The sequence below is a fragment of the Embleya sp. L77 genome, from assembly GCF_055557415.1.
Map to the genome: position 1 here is coordinate 633,378 of NZ_CM145710.1, position 17,023 is coordinate 650,400.

General features: G+C 70.1%; 10 protein-coding genes. 8 read left to right on the forward strand and 2 right to left on the reverse strand.

The features are described 5' to 3' along the window. The first annotated feature begins 90 nt into the window (after positions 1-90). The 6 genes from ACZOOI_RS32835 (at position 91) to htpG (ending at position 6,254) form a co-directional block, all read left to right on the forward strand. Positions 91-699 carry a cysteine hydrolase family protein gene (locus ACZOOI_RS32835; RefSeq protein WP_465283197.1) on the forward strand — a complete coding sequence of 203 codons (609 nt, stop codon included), beginning with the start codon at positions 91-93 and terminating at the stop codon, positions 697-699. A 304-nt stretch (positions 700-1,003) separates the two neighbouring features. Further along, positions 1,004-1,750 carry an HAD family hydrolase gene (locus ACZOOI_RS32840; RefSeq protein WP_465283198.1) on the forward strand — a complete coding sequence of 249 codons (747 nt, stop codon included), beginning with the start codon at positions 1,004-1,006 and terminating at the stop codon, positions 1,748-1,750. A 468-nt stretch (positions 1,751-2,218) separates the two neighbouring features. Next, on the forward strand, positions 2,219-2,608 hold the full coding sequence (locus tag ACZOOI_RS32845) for a PRC-barrel domain-containing protein (protein WP_465283199.1): 390 nt from the start codon (positions 2,219-2,221) through the stop codon (positions 2,606-2,608). Between the two features lie 297 nt (positions 2,609-2,905). After that, entirely contained in the window at positions 2,906-3,298 is a 393-nt protein-coding gene (locus ACZOOI_RS32850; RefSeq protein ID WP_465283200.1) for an ATP-binding protein, read from the forward strand. Positions 3,299-3,492: 194 nt separating this feature from the next. Continuing rightward, a complete protein-coding gene (locus tag ACZOOI_RS32855; protein WP_465283201.1) occupies positions 3,493-4,206 on the forward strand; it encodes a type III effector protein in 714 nt (237 codons plus the stop codon). Between the two features lie 110 nt (positions 4,207-4,316). Beyond that, positions 4,317-6,254 carry a molecular chaperone HtpG gene (gene htpG, locus ACZOOI_RS32860; RefSeq protein ID WP_465283202.1) on the forward strand — a complete coding sequence of 646 codons (1,938 nt, stop codon included), beginning with the start codon at positions 4,317-4,319 and terminating at the stop codon, positions 6,252-6,254. A gap of 148 nt (positions 6,255-6,402) precedes the next feature. Here htpG and ACZOOI_RS32865 read toward each other — a convergent pair whose 3' ends face one another. Next, positions 6,403-7,926 (reverse strand): glycosyl hydrolase family 18 protein, encoded by a 1,524-nt coding sequence (locus ACZOOI_RS32865; protein ID WP_465283203.1) that lies wholly within the window; start codon positions 7,924-7,926, stop codon positions 6,403-6,405. A 619-nt stretch (positions 7,927-8,545) separates the two neighbouring features. On the opposite strand from ACZOOI_RS32865, the gene ACZOOI_RS32870 reads away from it, so the two are divergent. Together ACZOOI_RS32870 and ACZOOI_RS32875 are read left to right on the forward strand one after the other, a co-directional pair. Beyond that, positions 8,546-13,105, forward strand: a complete 4,560-nt coding sequence (locus ACZOOI_RS32870; protein WP_465283204.1) for a HAMP domain-containing protein — start codon at positions 8,546-8,548, stop codon at positions 13,103-13,105. Between the two features lie 46 nt (positions 13,106-13,151). Beyond that, positions 13,152-15,626: a SpoIIE family protein phosphatase gene (locus ACZOOI_RS32875; protein WP_465283205.1), complete on the forward strand. Its 2,475-nt coding sequence runs from the start codon at positions 13,152-13,154 to the stop codon at positions 15,624-15,626. 37 nt (positions 15,627-15,663) lie between these two features. Here ACZOOI_RS32875 and ACZOOI_RS32880 read toward each other — a convergent pair whose 3' ends face one another. After that, complete coding sequence (locus ACZOOI_RS32880; RefSeq protein WP_465283206.1) at positions 15,664-17,019, reverse strand: MFS transporter; 1,356 nt, start codon at positions 17,017-17,019, stop codon at positions 15,664-15,666. Positions 17,020-17,023 lie beyond the last annotated feature (4 nt).

A 17,023-nucleotide genomic window follows, 5' to 3' on the forward strand; every position in this document is an offset into this window, starting at 1 on the left:
GCGCAGCGGAGCATCGGCCCCGCCCCGACATCGCCGTGGAGCGGACATCGTCGCAGGCTGAAAGAGGTGCAGGCGGAAAGAGGTGCAGCGATGACGAAGACCGCCCTGATCGTGATCGACATGATCAACGCCTACGAGCACGAGGACGCCGAGGCCCTGATCCCATCGGTCCGCGAGGCGCTGCCCGCGATCCGCGCGTTGATCGCGCGAGCCCGTGCGGCCGAGATCGATCTCGTCTACGTCAACGACAACTTCGGCCGGTGGCGCTCCCACCACGACGAGATCCTCGACATCGCGCTGCGCGGTCCGCATGCCGACCTCGTCGAGCCGATCCGGCCCGACGATACGTCGATGTTCGTGGTCAAGGCCCGCCATTCGATCTTCTATCAGACCCCACTGGAGTATCTGCTGGCCCAGCGCGGCGTGGGTCGTGTGGTGCTGTGCGGACAGGTCACCGAGCAGTGTGTGCTGTATTCGGCGCTGGACGCGCACATCCGACATCTCCGGGTGGCGGTCGCGCAGGACGCCGTCGCCCACATCGACGCCGAACTCGCCCGAGCGGCCCTGCGGATGATGCGCCGCAACATGCACGCCGACGTGCGCCCATGGCGCCGACTCGACCTCGGCGAGCCTGCGCGGTCGGGTTCGGCACGGGAACGGCCGACCGGCGGTGACCGCATGCATTGGTCGACCGGGTGACGGTCCGCCGAGTGCGGTGCACCCCGTGCAGACCCGCCAGGTGAAGGCTCACCCCGTGAAGGCCCACCGGATGCGGTCCACCGGCGGGTGACGTCCGGGTGCCTCGACAGCCGTTTGCATTGCGACACGCTGACACAGCGTGGCTGGTTGATTACATAACGTATTCGACCTAACGTAATGATCGTTATGTTTCGGGCCGGCGTCGTTCGCGGACGCCCCTTCGGGGGGACGTGCCCGCACCGCCGCCTCGGGACTTCGCGCGGGCACCCTCAGGGCCCGCTCCTCTCGATCGGACGGCTCATCGATGACAGGCAACTCCCTTCTCTCCTGGACCCCGGCGGCCATCGTCTTCGATTGCGACGGGACCTTGATGGACAGCGAATGCCACTGGGAGGAGGCGCGTGAACGCGTGCTCCGCGGATACGGCGTCACGACCCCGACCGACTTCGGCGAACGCACCAAAGGTTTGCATTTCACCGAATGCGGACTGGTCATGACCGAGGTGGCCGGCCTTCCGGCCGACCACGCCGACCGGGTGACCGGGCAACTCCTCGACGAGTTCCGCCGCTTGGTCGCAGCCGATCCCGTGACGATCCCCGGTGCGGTCGACTTCGTGGGCCTGGCCTCGCACTTCGCGCCCCTTGCCGTGGCGAGCAACTGCCCCCGCGACGTGGTGGAGTCGGGGCTGGCGCACGCCGGACTGCTCCACCACTTCGTCGACGTCGTGGTCCCGGACGTGGACCTGCGCCCCAAGCCCGACCCGGACGTCTACCTCGCGGCCACCCGAGCCTGTGGCGCCACGCCAGCCGTGACCCTGGCAGTGGAGGACTCGTACTGCGGCATGCTCTCCGCGACGCGCGCGGGCCTGCGCGTCCTGGGTGTGGGCCCCGACCCGCGCGACGAGGAACTGGCCCTCGCCGACCTGTGGGTGACCACGCTGGCCGACCCCGACCTCCTGCACTGGGCCAAGACCCGCGAGAGCCTGCCGGAATCGTATGTGCCGGCGGCCGGCCGGGCGGTTCGGGCCACGGCTGCGGCCGTGGCGCGGTGACCGTGCGGTGATCGCGATGATCACGCGGTGATCGTGCGAAGGAGGTGCCGACCCGCCCGGTGACACCGTCGGGCGCGACGGCAGGGACTCGGGGGCTTCGCATACCTACGCGAAGTCGCCGTGCAATCAAGGAAGTTCGTGGTGCAGCCCGGCGCGACTTCGGGGTCTTTCCCCGAGTCGTGCCGGGCCGTACCGCGTTGTGCGGGGCGAACGTCGTGCCGTCGCCGCGCCCTCGACATGAGCACTGCCCGCCGATGACGCACGTCCACCGGACCACCGCGCCGCGCGCCGGACTCGCACGGCCGGGCGCGGGTCGATCCGCCCTTCCCGTCGCGCCGATGCACAATGCCGGGTGTGCGGCAGAGTCGGCGGGGCAGGCGTGGGTCGAACCATTGGAACCGACGAATCCCGGATGACGGGTGATCCGTTGCCCGCTGCGGGCTTCGTCGACAACCGAGGAGAGTTCCTGTGAGCACCGGCGCCAACGTTTGGGGTCACCGACCCGAGTCCGGCCACACCGCCGGCACGAGCCTGGTCGGCTACAAGGTCGACGCCACCGACGGCCACATCGGCAAGGTCGACAAGCACAACGACGACGTCGACGCGTCCTATCTCGTGGTGGACACGGGCGTGTGGATCTTCGGCAAGCACGTCCTGCTGCCCGCGGGGACGATCTCGCGCATCGACACCGAGAACAAGGTCGTGCACGTCTCGCGCACCAAGGAAGAGATCAAGAACGCGCCCGAGTTCGACAAGGACAAGCACGTCGACGACCACGAGCATCGCACTCGTATCGGCGACTACTACGGCAACACCGCACCGGGCGGGCCGGGCGCGGGCCCTGCCGGCACGCTGTAACCGACCGGCGGTTCCGGCGCCGATGCCCGAGCCACGAACCGACAAGGCGGCATCGCCTTACGCTCCGTGCGCATGATCGCGCTCGACGGGGCGGTCGCGTTCCGGGCCCGTGCCCTGCGGATCCTTGCCGCGTGACCCACGTCCCGGGGTCCGTCGCCGCACGACGGCGACGGACCCCGGGCCGGTCGGGGCAGCAGCCGCGGCCCGGATCCGACCGCCCCCGCGTTCCCGAGGGTCCCCCGATGATCGGCGCCGCAGCCCTCACCGACATCCATCAGGATCGGCTGGAGTCCGGACATGCCCACCTCGCCCCACAACCCGTCCGCACCCCGGATGTGGACCCTGTCGAATGCCCCCGGCATCCTGGGGCGGGTCCGCGCCGCCGTCCGCGACACGCTCGACGCCTGGGACTGGCCCCCGGAGCGCACGGACGACGTCGTGCAAGTCGTCTCGGAACTGGTGGGCAACGCTCTCCGGCACACCTGCGGCGAGGCCGAGTTGACGCTGGCCCCCGCCCCCGACGGAATCGAGATCGGGGTGAGTGATCGCGCCCGCGATCTCCTCGTCCTCCAACGTCCCGCGAACGCGGACGGCGGCTACGGATTGCGCCTGCTCGACATGCTCAGCACGGGCTGGACCGTCGAACAGTACGACAGCGGCAAACACGTCCGCGCGCACATCCGACGCTGAACCCGTGCGCACCCTCCGCGCGACCGGCGGGACGACGGCTGCGACCCGCCCGCTCCCCCGGTGCGAGGTCACGCGAACCGCGGCGGCCTCCGTCGATGTATCGGCGGAGGCCGCCTGGACGTGCCCGGGCGCTCCGCCATATTGTGTCGTCGTAACGACGACACGGCACGGCGTCGCCGAGGGGATGACTTCCGATGGGGCACAAGGAGCGCGGCCCGGGGCCGACGCCCGGCGCGGCGTGCGATGGTGCCCCGGCCGCCCTGGACACCGGCGTGGTCCTGGGGTGGATCCGGGACGCGATGCGCGCGGTGCACGCGCCGAAGGGCGCACCCGATGCGCCCGGCAGCGCGTTGAGCGCGAACCAGGTGCTGGTCGCGCTCACCCTGCTGCGCGAGCTGCGCTCGGAGATAGCCGGTTGGGAGCCCGATCTGATCGAGGCCGCCCGGGAGTTGGGCACCAGCTGGGCCGATCTGGCACCGGCGTTGGGGGTGGCCAGCCGCCAGGCGGCCGAACGCCGTTATCTGCGACTTCGGCCCGCCCCGGACGGCTCGCCGGCCACCGGGGACCAGCGGGTGGCCGCCGAGCGGGACAGGCGGGCCGGTGACCGTGCGGTGGCCGGCTGGGCCCGGACCAACGCGGCGAGCCTGCGCGAACTGGCCGGGCAGATCGGCGCCCTGACCGACCTGCCGGCCGGCGCCGAACCCGACCTGGCCGCGCTGCACCGGGCCCTGGATCGGGACGATGCCGCGGACCTCTTGGGCCCGCTGGCCGAGGCCGGCGGCCATTTGCAGCCCGGCCATCCGGCGCTGGCCGAGCGGGTCGGCGCCGTGGGCCGCAGCACCGCCGAGGTGCGCCGGGCCTGCGACCGGCGCCGCCGGGAAGGCGGCCGTGAACGTGCCGCCGAGTGAGGATGCCGGAGTCCGCCGCCGGGGGACGTGCACGACGCGGGTACCGGTTCGCGGAGACTCCTCCGGAAGTATCCGTTCCATCATGTTTGATTCCGAAAGGGGACCCCAGGGTGGGTAGCAGCGTCGAAACGCTGGAATTCCAGGCCGAGACCCGTCAGTTGCTCCAGTTGGTGATCCACTCGATCTACTCGAACAAGGACATCTTCCTGCGCGAGCTGATCTCGAACGCCTCGGACGCTCTGGACAAACTGCGGCTGGAGTCCCTGATCGACTCCGACCTCGATGTCGACACCTCCGACCTGCACATCGCCTTGGAAGTCGACAAGGACGCCCGCACGCTGACGGTCCGCGACACCGGGATCGGCATGACCCGGGACGATCTCGTGGAGCTGATCGGCACGATCGCCAAGTCCGGCACCGCCGGCCTGTTGGAGAAGCTCAAGGAGGCCAAGGAGGCCAAGGAAACCACCGACGCGGCCACGGCGCAGAACCTGATCGGGCAGTTCGGCGTCGGCTTCTACTCGGCGTTCATGGTCGCCGACAAGGTCACCCTGCGCACCCGGAGGGCCGGCACGGACTCCGGCACGCAATGGGAGTCGGACGGCGAGGGCACCTACGAGATCCAGGCCGTCGACGGCCTGCCGGTGGGCACCTCGGTCACCCTGCATCTCAAGGCTGCCGACAGCGAGGACGGGCTGGCCGACTATCTCGCGGAGTGGAAGATCCGCGGGATCGTGAAGCAGTACTCGGACTTCATCCGCTGGCCGATCCGGATGGCCACCGTGCGCACCGACGCGGACGGCGTCACCACGCACGGAGTCGACACGCTCAACTCGATGAAGGCGCTGTGGGCCCGGCCGCGCAGCGAGGTGACCGAGGCCGAGTACCACGAGTTCTACAAGCAGATCAGCCACGACGGGCTCGATCCGGCCGAAACCATCCACATGCGGGCCGAGGGCAACTTCGAGTACGAGGCCCTGCTGTTCATCCCCTCGCAGGCCCCGTTCGACCTGTTCTCCCGCGAGTCCAAGAGCGGCGTGCAGTTGTACGTCAAGCGCGTGTTCATCATGGACGACTGCGAAGCGCTGATGCCCAACTACCTGCGCTTCGTCAAGGGTGTCGTGGACGCCCACGACCTGTCGCTGAACATCTCCCGCGAGATCCTGCAGCAGGACCGTCAGATCCGCGGCGTGCGTCGGCGCCTGGTCAAGAAGGTCCTCGGCGCGATCAAGGACATGCAGGCCAAGGACGGCGAGCGCTACGCGAAGTTGTGGGCCCAGTTCGGCCGGGCGCTGAAGGAGGGCCTGCTGGAGGACACCGACAACACCGAGGCCCTGCTGGAGCTGGTGTCGGCGGCCTCCACGCACGACGCGGACAAGCCCACCACCCTGCGCGAGTACGTCGAGCGCATGAAGGACGGCCAGGACGCGATCTACTACCTGACCGGCGAGACCCGCGCGATGGTGGAGAACTCCCCGCACATGGAGGCCTTCGCCGCCAAGGGATACGAGGTCCTGATCCTCACCGACCCGGTCGACGAGGTCTGGGTCGACCAGGTCCCGGCCTTCGACGGCCACCGCCTCCAGTCCATCGCCAAGGGTCAGGTCGACCTCGACGAGCCGGCCGACGACGGCGACGAGGAGGCCGGAGCCGAAAAGGCCAAGCGCGAGCAGGACTTCGCCGCCCTGCTGCCGTGGCTGACGACGACGCTGTCCGAACAGGTGAAGCAGGTCCGGCTGTCGTCGCGGCTGACCACGTCGGCGGCGTGCATCGTCGGCGACGCCCACGACATGACCCCGACGCTGGAGAAGATGTACCGGGCGATGGGGCAGGAGATGCCCTCGGTCAAGCGCATCCTGGAGCTCAACCCGACGCACCCGCTGATCACCGCGCTGCGCTCGGCGCACGCGGCGAACGCCGACGACCCCGCGCTGGCGGAGATCGTCGAGCTGGTGTACGGCGGCGCACTGCTCGCCGAAGGCGGCGACCTGCCCGACCCGGCCCGCTTCACCCGGTTGCTCACCGACCACCTGGCCCGCGGCCTGTGACGCCCTCGGTGCGACCCGTCGCGGCCCGAACGGCCCGGCGGGTCGCACCCCGCAGGCCCGTGGCCTGATCCGGGTGATGCCCGGCAGGTGGCCTGCCGGGCATCACGCGGTTCGACGTGGGCGTGCGTCACGTCAGGGACGACGGAATTCAGCAGGCTCCGAGGTCCTGCCACACACCCCACTGGCCGGTGGTGCCGGGCGTCTCGCCCAGCGTCCACCACTTGGCCTTCCAGGTGTGACCCTGGTGCGAGACCTGCTGTCCGCCGGTGTAGACCGTGCCCGACGCCCACGCGGGGGCCGTGCACTGGTGGCCGTTTCCACCGGTGATGGTCAAGGCGTAGGTCGCGCTGTGACTACCGGAGGGGGCGGTTCCGGTCACGGTGATGTTGTACGTGCCCGAGACGGCCGCCGCGGTGGTGTTGACGGTGAGCGTCGAGGAACCGCCCGCCGTCACCGAGGTGGGGCTGAGCGAGGCGGTGACACCCGTCGGGGCGCCGCTGACGGTCAGGTTCACCGTCTGCGCGGCTCCGGTCGTCACCGCGGTCGAGATCGTCGACGTGGTCGAGGCGCCGGCGGCGACGGACCCGGAGGCAGGGGTCGCCTTGACCGAGAAGTCGTTGGTCGGCGTCGTGGTGCCGCCCGTGAAGGGCTCGAAGATGTGGCTGAAGTCCCAGGTGTTCTGGGCGATGCCGGAGCAGTTGTCCGCGGCCGGCTGGTTCGGGCAGTTGCCGTTGTCGCGCTGGAGGGCCCAGAACGAAAGGGTGTTGATGCCCTTGGCGACGGCCCAGTTGTAGACCTGGCGGGCGTTGGCGAGGGTGAACGTCTCGGCCGGCCCGAAGTCGTCGACGCCGATCATCTCGGTGACGCCGATCATGCCCCACAGCTGCGCGGGGGTCTTGCTCGGGTACAGCTGCGCGAGCGTGTTGTACAGGCCCTGCGCCGCGGTCTCGGTGTCGTTGGCCATGTTGTGCGTGGCGTTGTCGTAGTAGTCGAACGTCATGATGTTGACGACGTCGACCTTGGTGCCGTTGGCGACGGCGTTGCGCAGCAGGGCCACGCCGTTGGGTGCCAGACCGCTGGTCGTGGTGGGCAGCGTGTAGGAGATCTCGATCTTGCGCCCGTTGGCCGCGGCCCAGTCCTGGACCTGCTTGATGGCCTTGTTCCGCCGGTCGATGCCCGCGGTGTTGTCGAGCGCGTCGATCTCGATGTCCATGTCGAGCCGCGTGATGTCGTAGGTCGTGATGACCTTCTCGTACACGGCGGCGATCTGGTTGACGTCGGTACAACTGTCGGCGATCTCGGTGCCGGTGGTGTCGGCCGTGTAGCCGCCGAACGAGGGGATCACGTCCCCGCCGCCCGCCTGGATGGTCTTGATGTCGGTACCGAACGTCGAGGCGGCGATCGGCATGCTGGTGTCGCCGTTCCAGTACGCCGTGCAGGAACCCTTGGTCGCCGTCTGGAGGAAAGCCATGGTCAGGTGCTTGGCGCCGGATTGCGCGGCCAGCGCGGCGGGGCTGTCGCCGGTCCACGCCTCGAAGTAGGGGGCGAAGACGTGGTTCGGGAGCGGGGTCGCGGCCTGGGCGGGGCCACCGCCCATCACGGTCAGGCTCACCGCCGCTGCGGCGGTGACGGTCGCGGCTACGGCCGCGCGGAATGTACGCAAGAGTCGCATGTGCGTCCAGTCTGTAAGCAGGGGACGGACCGCCGATTCGCGTGGCACGGCGGCATGGGGTATGAGACAGCCCGGCACGCGTAGAAGTCAATGGTCTGGACCAAAGTGGACTAGACCATTAACTTTCGAGGAAAAGGTTTACCACGCAAGGGAGTTGCTCGACGCGGCGAACGGCGTCGCCGCTCGATCTCGTCGGCCGGCCCGAAACCGTCGATCCGGCCGTGCCGACCCCGACGGCGACCGTCGATCCCGGCCCGCGACGGGCGATTTCCGGCCGGTCGTGGCTCCGCCGTCTCCACGCGCACACCTGCGACGCCCGGCCGCACCCGAAGCACACCCGCCTCGCCGGGCGCCACCTCACGACCCGGGAGCACACGGGGGCGGACGCCGAGCGAGCCGGGCCACGGCCGTCGGCCACCACCGACGGGGTTCGCCCGCGGGTGATCGACGTGGGAATCCCGCCCTGGCGACCACACCGCGGGCACAGGCTGGATAGGCTGAAACGCTTCTGTCGACAGGCAGAGTCTCGCGTTCCTCTCTTTCCGCGAACTCCTCCCGGCGCCGGGGTGGGTGGAGTTGATCGTCGGGACCACCGGCGGTCGAGCAAAGGTTGTGGTGCATGACTGGTACGCCGGACGTCGGTACTTCGCCCGCTCCGCGGGGACGCGCCGATCGCGTCGCCGCAACGGCCGACGACGCGGAGCTGCGGCAGCTTCTGGCCGGGTTGACGGCGGTGCGCGACGGTGATTTCCGCACCCGGTTGCCCGACGCCGGGACGGGTGTGCTGGCCGAGATCGCCGTGGTGTTCAACGGCATGGTCGACCAGTTGGCGTTGTTCACCTCCGAGGTGACGCGGGTCGCGCGCGAGGTCGGGGCCGAGGGCACGCTGGGCGGGCAGGCGCAGGTTCCGGGGGTCTCGGGCACGTGGGCCGACCTGACGGATTCGGTCAACGCGATGGCGGGAAATCTCACCACGCAGGTGCGCGACATCGCGCAGGTCGCCACGGCGGTGGCCCGGGGAGATCTGTCGCAGAAGATCGACGTGGACGCGCGCGGGGAGATCCTGGAGCTGAAGGAGACCGTCAACACGATGGTCGACCAGCTCTCCGCCTTCGCCGACGAGGTCACCCGCGTCGCCCGCGAGGTCGGCAGCGAGGGCCGGTTGGGCGGACAGGCGCAGGTGCCGGGCGTGGGCGGGGTCTGGCGGGATCTGACCGACTCGGTGAACTTCATGGCCGGCAACCTCACCGATCAGGTGCGCAACGTCGCCCAGGTGACGACGGCGGTGGCGCGCGGTGACCTGTCGCAGAAGATCACGGTGGACGCGCGCGGCGAGATCCTGGAGCTGAAGAACACCATCAACACGATGGTCGACCAGCTCTCGTCGTTCGCCGACGAGGTCACCCGGATGGCCCGCGAGGTGGGCACCGACGGGCGGCTGGGCGGACAGGCCGACGTCAAGGGCGTTTCCGGCACCTGGCGGGACCTGACCGACTCGGTCAACTTCATGGCCGGGAACCTGACCGCCCAGGTGCGGTCGATCGCCCAGGTGGCCACCGCGGTGGCGCGCGGCGATCTGTCGCAGAAGATCCGGGTGGACGCGCGTGGCGAGATCCTGGAACTGAAGGAGACCATCAACACGATGGTCGACCAACTCTCCGCCTTCGCCGACGAGGTCACCCGCGTCGCCCGCGAGGTGGGCACCGACGGGCGGCTGGGCGGACAGGCCGACGTCAAGGGCGTCTCGGGCACCTGGAAGGACCTGACCGAGTCCGTCAACGTGATGGCGGACAACCTGACCGCCCAGGTGCGGTCGATCGCCCAGGTGACCACCGCCGTGGCGCAGGGTGATCTGTCGCAGAAGATCCGGGTGGACGCGCGTGGCGAGATCCTGGAACTGAAGGAGACCATCAACACGATGGTCGACCAACTCTCCGCCTTCGCCGACGAGGTCACCCGCGTCGCCCGCGAGGTGGGCACCGAGGGAAATCTCGGTGGGCAGGCGACGGTGCGCGGCGCGTCGGGCACGTGGAAGGACCTGACCGACAACGTCAACGTGATGGCGTCCAATCTGACCGGTCAGGTGCGGTCGATCGCGCAGGTGGCCACGGCCGTGGCGCGCGGCGACCTGTCGCGGAAGATCACCGTCGAGGCCAAGGGCGAGGTCGCCGCGCTCGCCGAGGTCATCAACACCATGGTCGACACGTTGTCCGCGTTCGCCGACGAGGTCACCCGGGTGGCTCGGGAGGTGGGCACCGAGGGAATCCTGGGAGGCCAGGCACGGGTGCCGAACGTGGCGGGCACGTGGAAGGACCTCACCGACAACGTCAACTCGATGGCGAACAACCTCACCGGTCAGGTGCGCAACATCGCGCTGGTGACCACTGCGGTGGCCAACGGTGATCTGTCCAAGAAGATCGACGTCGACGCGCGTGGCGAGATCCTGGAACTCAAGACCACCATCAACACGATGGTCGACCAGTTGTCGTCGTTCGCGGCGGAGGTCACCCGGGTGGCCCGCGAGGTGGGCAGCGAGGGCCGGTTGGGCGGTCAGGCCGAGGTGGAGGGCGTCTCGGGCACGTGGAAGCGGCTCACCGAGAACGTCAACGAGCTCGCCGGGAACCTGACCCGGCAGGTGCGCGCCATCGCCGAGGTGGCCAGCGCGGTGGCCGAGGGCGACCTGACGCGTTCGATCACCGTCGACGCCTCCGGGGAGGTGGCCGAGCTCAAGGACAACATCAACGCCATGGTCGGGTCCCTGCGCGAGACCACCCGGGCCAACGAGGATCAGGACTGGCTCAAGTCGAACCTGGCCCGGGTCTCGGGGCTGATGCAGGGTCACCGCGACCTGGCGGTGGTGGCCGAGTTGGTGATGGACGAGCTCACTCCGCTGGTCTGCGCCCAGTACGGGGCGTTCTACCTCGCCGAGGAGGGCGAGGCGGGAACGGCGCTGGGCCTGATCGGTTCGTACGGTCTGCCGCTCCCGCGCGACGCCGCCGAGCGCATCCCGCTGGGGCGCTCCCTGGTGGGCCAGGCCGCCCGCAGCCGTCGCATCATCGCCGTGGACGATCTCCCGGCCGACTACGTGGTCTCCTCGGGGTTGGGGCAGACCGCGCCGAACGCGTTGATCGTGCTGCCCATCGTGGTCGAGGAGCAGGTGTTGGGAGTGATCGAGTTGGCGTCGGTCACCCCGTTCACGACCGTTCATCGGGACTTCCTCGAACAGCTGATGGAGACCGTGGGCGTCAACGTCAACACGATCGTCGCCAATGCCCGTACCGACGAACTCTTGGACGAGTCCCAGCGGTTGACCGGCGAGCTGCGGGTGCGGTCGGAGGAGTTGCAGAACCGGCAGGAGGAACTGCAGCGCTCGAACGAGGAATTGGAGGAGAAGGCGACGCTGCTGGCCTCACAGAACCGTGACATCGAGGCCAAGAACCTGCAGATCGAGCAGGCTCGTCAGGAACTGGAGGATCGGGCGCGGCAGTTGACGCTCGCCTCCAAGTACAAGTCCGAGTTCCTGGCCAACATGAGCCACGAGTTGCGGACCCCGCTGAACAGTCTGCTCATCCTGGCCCAGTTGCTGGCGCAGAACCCGAGCCGCAACCTCAGCCCCAAGCAGGTCGAGTACGCGGGCATCATCCACTCCGCCGGGTCGGACCTGCTCCAGTTGATCAACGACATCCTGGACCTGTCGAAGGTCGAGGCGGGGAAGATGGACGTGCACACCGAGCGGGTGTCGGTGCGGCGACTGCTCGACTACGTCGAGGCCACGTTCCGCCCGATGACCACGCAAAAGAGTCTCGCGTTCGAGATCACCACCGCGCCCGGGGTGCCGACCGATCTGCTGACCGACGACTCGCGGTTGCGTCAGGTGTTGCGCAACCTGCTCTCCAATGCCGTCAAGTTCACCGATCGCGGCGGGATCGAACTGCGTATCGAACCGGCCACCGACCACGAGGTCCCCGCGATCGTCCACCGCGGCGGCGCGGTGGTGGCGTTCCGCGTCAAGGACACCGGGGCGGGCATCCCAGAGCACCAGTTGGAGACCATTTTCGGCGCGTTCCAACAGGCCGACGGCACCACCAGTCGCAAATACGGCGGCACCGGCCTGGGGTTGTCCATCAGCCGGGAGATCGCCCATCTGCTCGGTGGCGCGATCACCGCGGAGAGCGTCCCCGGACAGGGCAGCGTCTTCACCCTCCACCTGCCCGTGGTGCACGCCGCCTCCGAGACCCGGTCGGCCCCGGAGGAGACACCGCACCCGGCCGACCGTGACACCCCCCGCCGGCCGTTGCCGCCGGTCGAGCCGCCGGCGCACCGGCGCGTACTCGTGGTCGAGGAGCAGCCGCACGGGTTGCTGAGCCTGGTCGCCCAGAGCGCGGTGGCCGACCTCGCCGCCGGCGGCCACGACGGCGGGACGCGGCCCGGCGCCGACGTGTTGACCGTCGTCGACGCACAGGAGGCGGCCGCGGCCCTGGCCGCCGAAGCGTGTCACTGCATCGTGTTGGACCTGAGTATGCCGGGAGGCCAGGCCCTGACCCTGCTGGAGGCACTGGACGCCGACTCCGCCTCCGCGAACGTGCCGGTCCTGGGCCACAACAGCAGGCGCCTGCCCCAGGATCAGGAACGCGCGCTGCAGTCACGCGCCGAGGTCCAACCCCTGGAACTGCTCTCCGGGCTGGACGAACTCCGCGAACGCATCGCACTGCACCTGTCCGCGGAACAGCCCGGCGACGTACTCCCGCTGGTCCGCGTCGCGGAACCGACCCACCTCGCGCCCTCCCCGATCGACGGAACCCTCGCGGGACGCACCGTGCTGGTGGTCGACGACGACCCCCGCAACCTCTACGCCCTCAGCGGCATCCTCGAATTGCACTCCATCCGGGTCCTGCACGCCGAGAACGGCCGCCAGGGCATCGCCGCCCTGCTCGCGCATCCCGAGGTGGACCTGGTCCTCATGGACGTGATGATGCCCGAAATGGACGGCTACGCGGCCACCGCGGAGATCCGCGGCATGCCCCGGTACGCCGACCTGCCCATCGTGATCGTCACCGCCAAGGCCATGCCCGGCGACCGGGAGAAGAGCCTGGCCTCGGGGGCCAGCGGCTACGTCACCAAACCCGTGGACACCGACAACCTGCTCAGCGTGCTGAACCATCACCTCGCCTCGCGGTGAACCGCGCCGGCACTCCCACGCCCGTCCACGAGAAGCCGAGCACACGATGAGCACCGACCCGCCGCGACACCGGGCACCCGACCCGGCCCCCGATGCGCCGCAGCCCGATCCGGATGCCCCGACGGGACGACGGTCGCAGGACGCTCACGATCCCCCGCCCACCGCCGCGCCGAAGGTCCGTCGGCAATGGCAGTCCCTTTCCGCGGTGGGACGACTGGCCGCGACCGTCGAGCGCCTGCGCCGCGAGGTCAAGGCCGCCCACGCCGCCGCCGACGGCCGGGCACTGATCGAACTCGCCAAGGGCATCCTGGTCGAGCGCCTGCGTTGCAGCCCCACCCAGGCCGCCCGCCAACTCACCGTGCTCGCCCGCCGGGCGGGCGTATCCGAGATGGAACTCGCGGCCGACATCATCAACCGCACCGCCGCCGACCGCCTCACCGAGGCCGCCCGCGACTTCGTCAACGACACCGGCCGGCCCGCTCCGTCCGGCCCCGACTCGGTGGGGATGCGACTGCGCACGGCGGAGAGCGGCGCGTGGGCCGCCACCGACACCGAGGCCGTCGCCCGCTCGCTGCTCGAACACGCCCTGGCACCGCTGGGCGCCACCGCCGTCGCCGTCTGGGCCGTCGCCTCCGACGGGTCGCTGACCCTGGCCGGCAGCGCGGGATTCGCCGAGCACGAGGCCACCCGATGGCGCCACGTCCCGCCCGGCGTCGCCACCGTGGCCCGCCGTGCGCTGGCCGATCTGGACTGGGTCTGGATTCCTGCCCTGGCCGAAGCCGGTGTTCCCTCCATCGGCCAACACCACCTCACCGGCGCCCGCGCCGCCGTACCCGCCGGCACCGGCGGCCGGGTCCACGGAATCCTGGAAATCTGCTGGCCGCACACCCTGCCCGCACAACCCGCACGGGTCCGACGCCAGATCGAAGCACTGGCCGAACTGAGCGCCCACACGCTGGAGGTGAGTTCGCCGACCCGGGCCACGGCCGGGTCCCGCCCGGCAGACCCCGGACCGGTCGAACTCGTCGACATCGCCGACTGCCTGCACGACTCCGCCATGGTCCTGGTGCCCCATCTCGACGAAGACGGACGCCTTGCCGACTTCCGCGTCCACCACACCAACCGACGCTTCGTCGATCCCGCCGGCCGACCCGCCGGCCTGGTCTCGGGTTCGCTTCTGCTGGAGGCGTACCCGCTGGCCGCGAACCCCCGTGGCCTGTACGACATCATCGAACGCGTCTACGCGACGGGAGAGCCCTACCGCGCCGAACGCGTGACCCTGACCGCACTCGTCGACCAGGTGCCGCTCGACGCGACCGCCGACGTGGCCGCCACTCGTCAGGGCGACGCCGTCCTGCTCATCTGGCGCATCGAACACGCCAGCGCCCGCTTGGCGAACCTCCTGCAACACGCCCAACGACTGGGCCGCATAGGCGGATTCGAGGAGGACACGCGCACCGGACGGATCGCCTGGAGCGAATCCCTGTTCGCCCTGCACGGACTTCCGCACACGGCCGCCCCCATCTCCCTGCGGGACCTGCCCCTGCGTGCGCACCCCGACGACGGCGCCGCGCTCGATCGCTTCCTGCGCACCCTGCTGTCCCTCCACCGCAACGCCACGGTCGCCTTCCGCCTCGAACGCGTCGACGGCGTGACCCGACGCATCCGCGTCATCGCCGAACCCGTCCTGGACAGCCACGGACGGCTGATCGCGGTACGCGGGGCCTACCAGGACGTCTCCGCCCAGCACTGGACGGAGGTCGCCCTCGCGGTCACCCGCGACCGACTCGCCCACTCCGAGCAACAGGCCACCGAACACGACCGCCTGGCCCGGCAATTGCAGCACGCCATCATGCCGCCGACGCACACGCCACCGGCCGTCACGGGCCTGAACGTCGCCGTCCGCTACCGACCCGCCGCATCCGACGCCGCCGTCGGCGGCGACTGGTACGACGTGGTGATCCTGCCCTCCGGCCACATCCTGCTGTGCGTGGGCGACGTCGCCGGGCACGGCATCGACGCCGCCACCAGCATGATCGTGCTGCGCAACGCACTGCGCGGCCTGGCGATCACCGGAGCCGGACCCGCCCAACTCCTCGCCTGGTTGAACATGGTCGCCCACCACCTGACGGACCGCGTCACCGCCACGGCCATCTGCGGCCTCTACGATCCGAGCACACGCGTCATGCGGTGGGCCCGCGCCGGCCACCTGCCCCCGGTGCTGATCCGCGCCCACCAGGCACAGACCCTGCCGCTGTTGGAGGGCCCGCTGCTGGGCGCCTTCGCCGACGTGATCTACGACGAGGACGAGGTCCGCCTGGCCCCCGACGACACCCTGCTGATGTACACGGACGGCCTCATCGAGCGCAGGGACCGCTCCCTACAGGAATCCCTGGAGCAACTCCTGGTCACCGCTCGCACCGAGGCCGCCACCGTCGAGGACCGGCTCGATCGAATCCTCACGCACAGCCGGGCCGACACCGACGACGACACGTGCATCATCGGTCTCCAGGTCACCTGAACGCGGGCACCGCCCCCGCCGACCGCGACCCGGCGCTTCATCGGGCGGGCCTTGCGGGCGTCTCCTGCTCCGGGACCGCCGGGCCGGGTGTATCCGGGTCGCTCTCCGGGTGCCGCTCGCCCGGATTGTGGTTCTCGTAGGCGTCGTAGCGCCAGAACGGGCGCACCGCGAGGCTGCCGAGGATGACCAGGACGATGCAGAGCATGGCGCTGCCCGACCAGGCGATGCCGAGGGTCGTGGCCGCCGCCATGGCTCCCGCGCGCAGGTCGCCCAGGCGGGGGCCGCCGGCCACCACGACGGTGAAGACGCCCTGCATGCGGCCGCGCATCTCGTCCGGGGCCCAGGTCTGCAGGATCGTCTGCCGGTAGACCGCGCTCACCAGGTCGGCGGCGCCGGCGAGCATGAGGAAGACGACGGCGAGCCAGAGTGCGTGGGTGAAGCCGGCCAGGGTGATGGCGGTTGCCCAGCCGACCACCGCGAAGGTGAGCGCGACGCCCTGGCGTCGCACACCCGCGATCCACCCGCTGCACAACCCGGCCAGCAGGGATCCGATGGCGACGGCCGAGTACAGCAGCCCGATTCCACCGTGGAAGCGGGTGGCGGCGGCCTCGGGGAAGAGGGCGTTCGGCATCGCCAGCACCATGGCGGCAATGTCCACGCCGAACGACATCAGGAGCACCGGGCTGCCGCCGATGAAGCGAAGGCCCTCCAGCACGGCGAGCACTCCGCTACCGGCCGCGGCACCCGCCGGTTTGATCGCAGGCAGCCGGAACGTCGAGTAGAGGGAGACGGTGAACAGCAGTGCGTCGGCGCCGTAGGCATAGGCGAACCCGTGCGGGAAGGTGAGGAGAACACCCGCGACGAGCGGCCCCAGGATCTGGCCGATGTTGCTCACCGTGAAGCTCAGCGTGTTGGCCGCGGGAATCATCTCGTACGGCACGATGCGCGGGATGATGGCGCCACGCGCCGAGGAGGCGGTGGCGAAGCCGGCTCCCTGGACGGCGACCAGGACCAGCAGAAGGACCTCGGACCGGGCGTTCAGGAGCGTCTGGGCGAGCAGCGCGATCGTCACCGCCCAGGTCAGGAGCGACGACCACAGGCACAGCAGCCGGCGGTCGACCACGTCGGCGATGGCACCGCCGTACAGGCCGAACACCACGATGGGCACGAATCCGGCGAGTCCGGCCAGGCCCACGTACAACGACGAGTGCGTCATCGAATAGATCTGGACCGGGACGGTGACCTCGGTGACCATCGTTCCCACCAGCGAGGCGCCCTGACCGAACAGGACGCGCCGATAGGCCGGGACGGCAAGCGGTCGCGTGTCCACGGCCGCGCGGCGCATCCGGGCAAGCAGGCCCGCGCGAGGCTTCGGCTCGTTCGACACCGTCACCGGG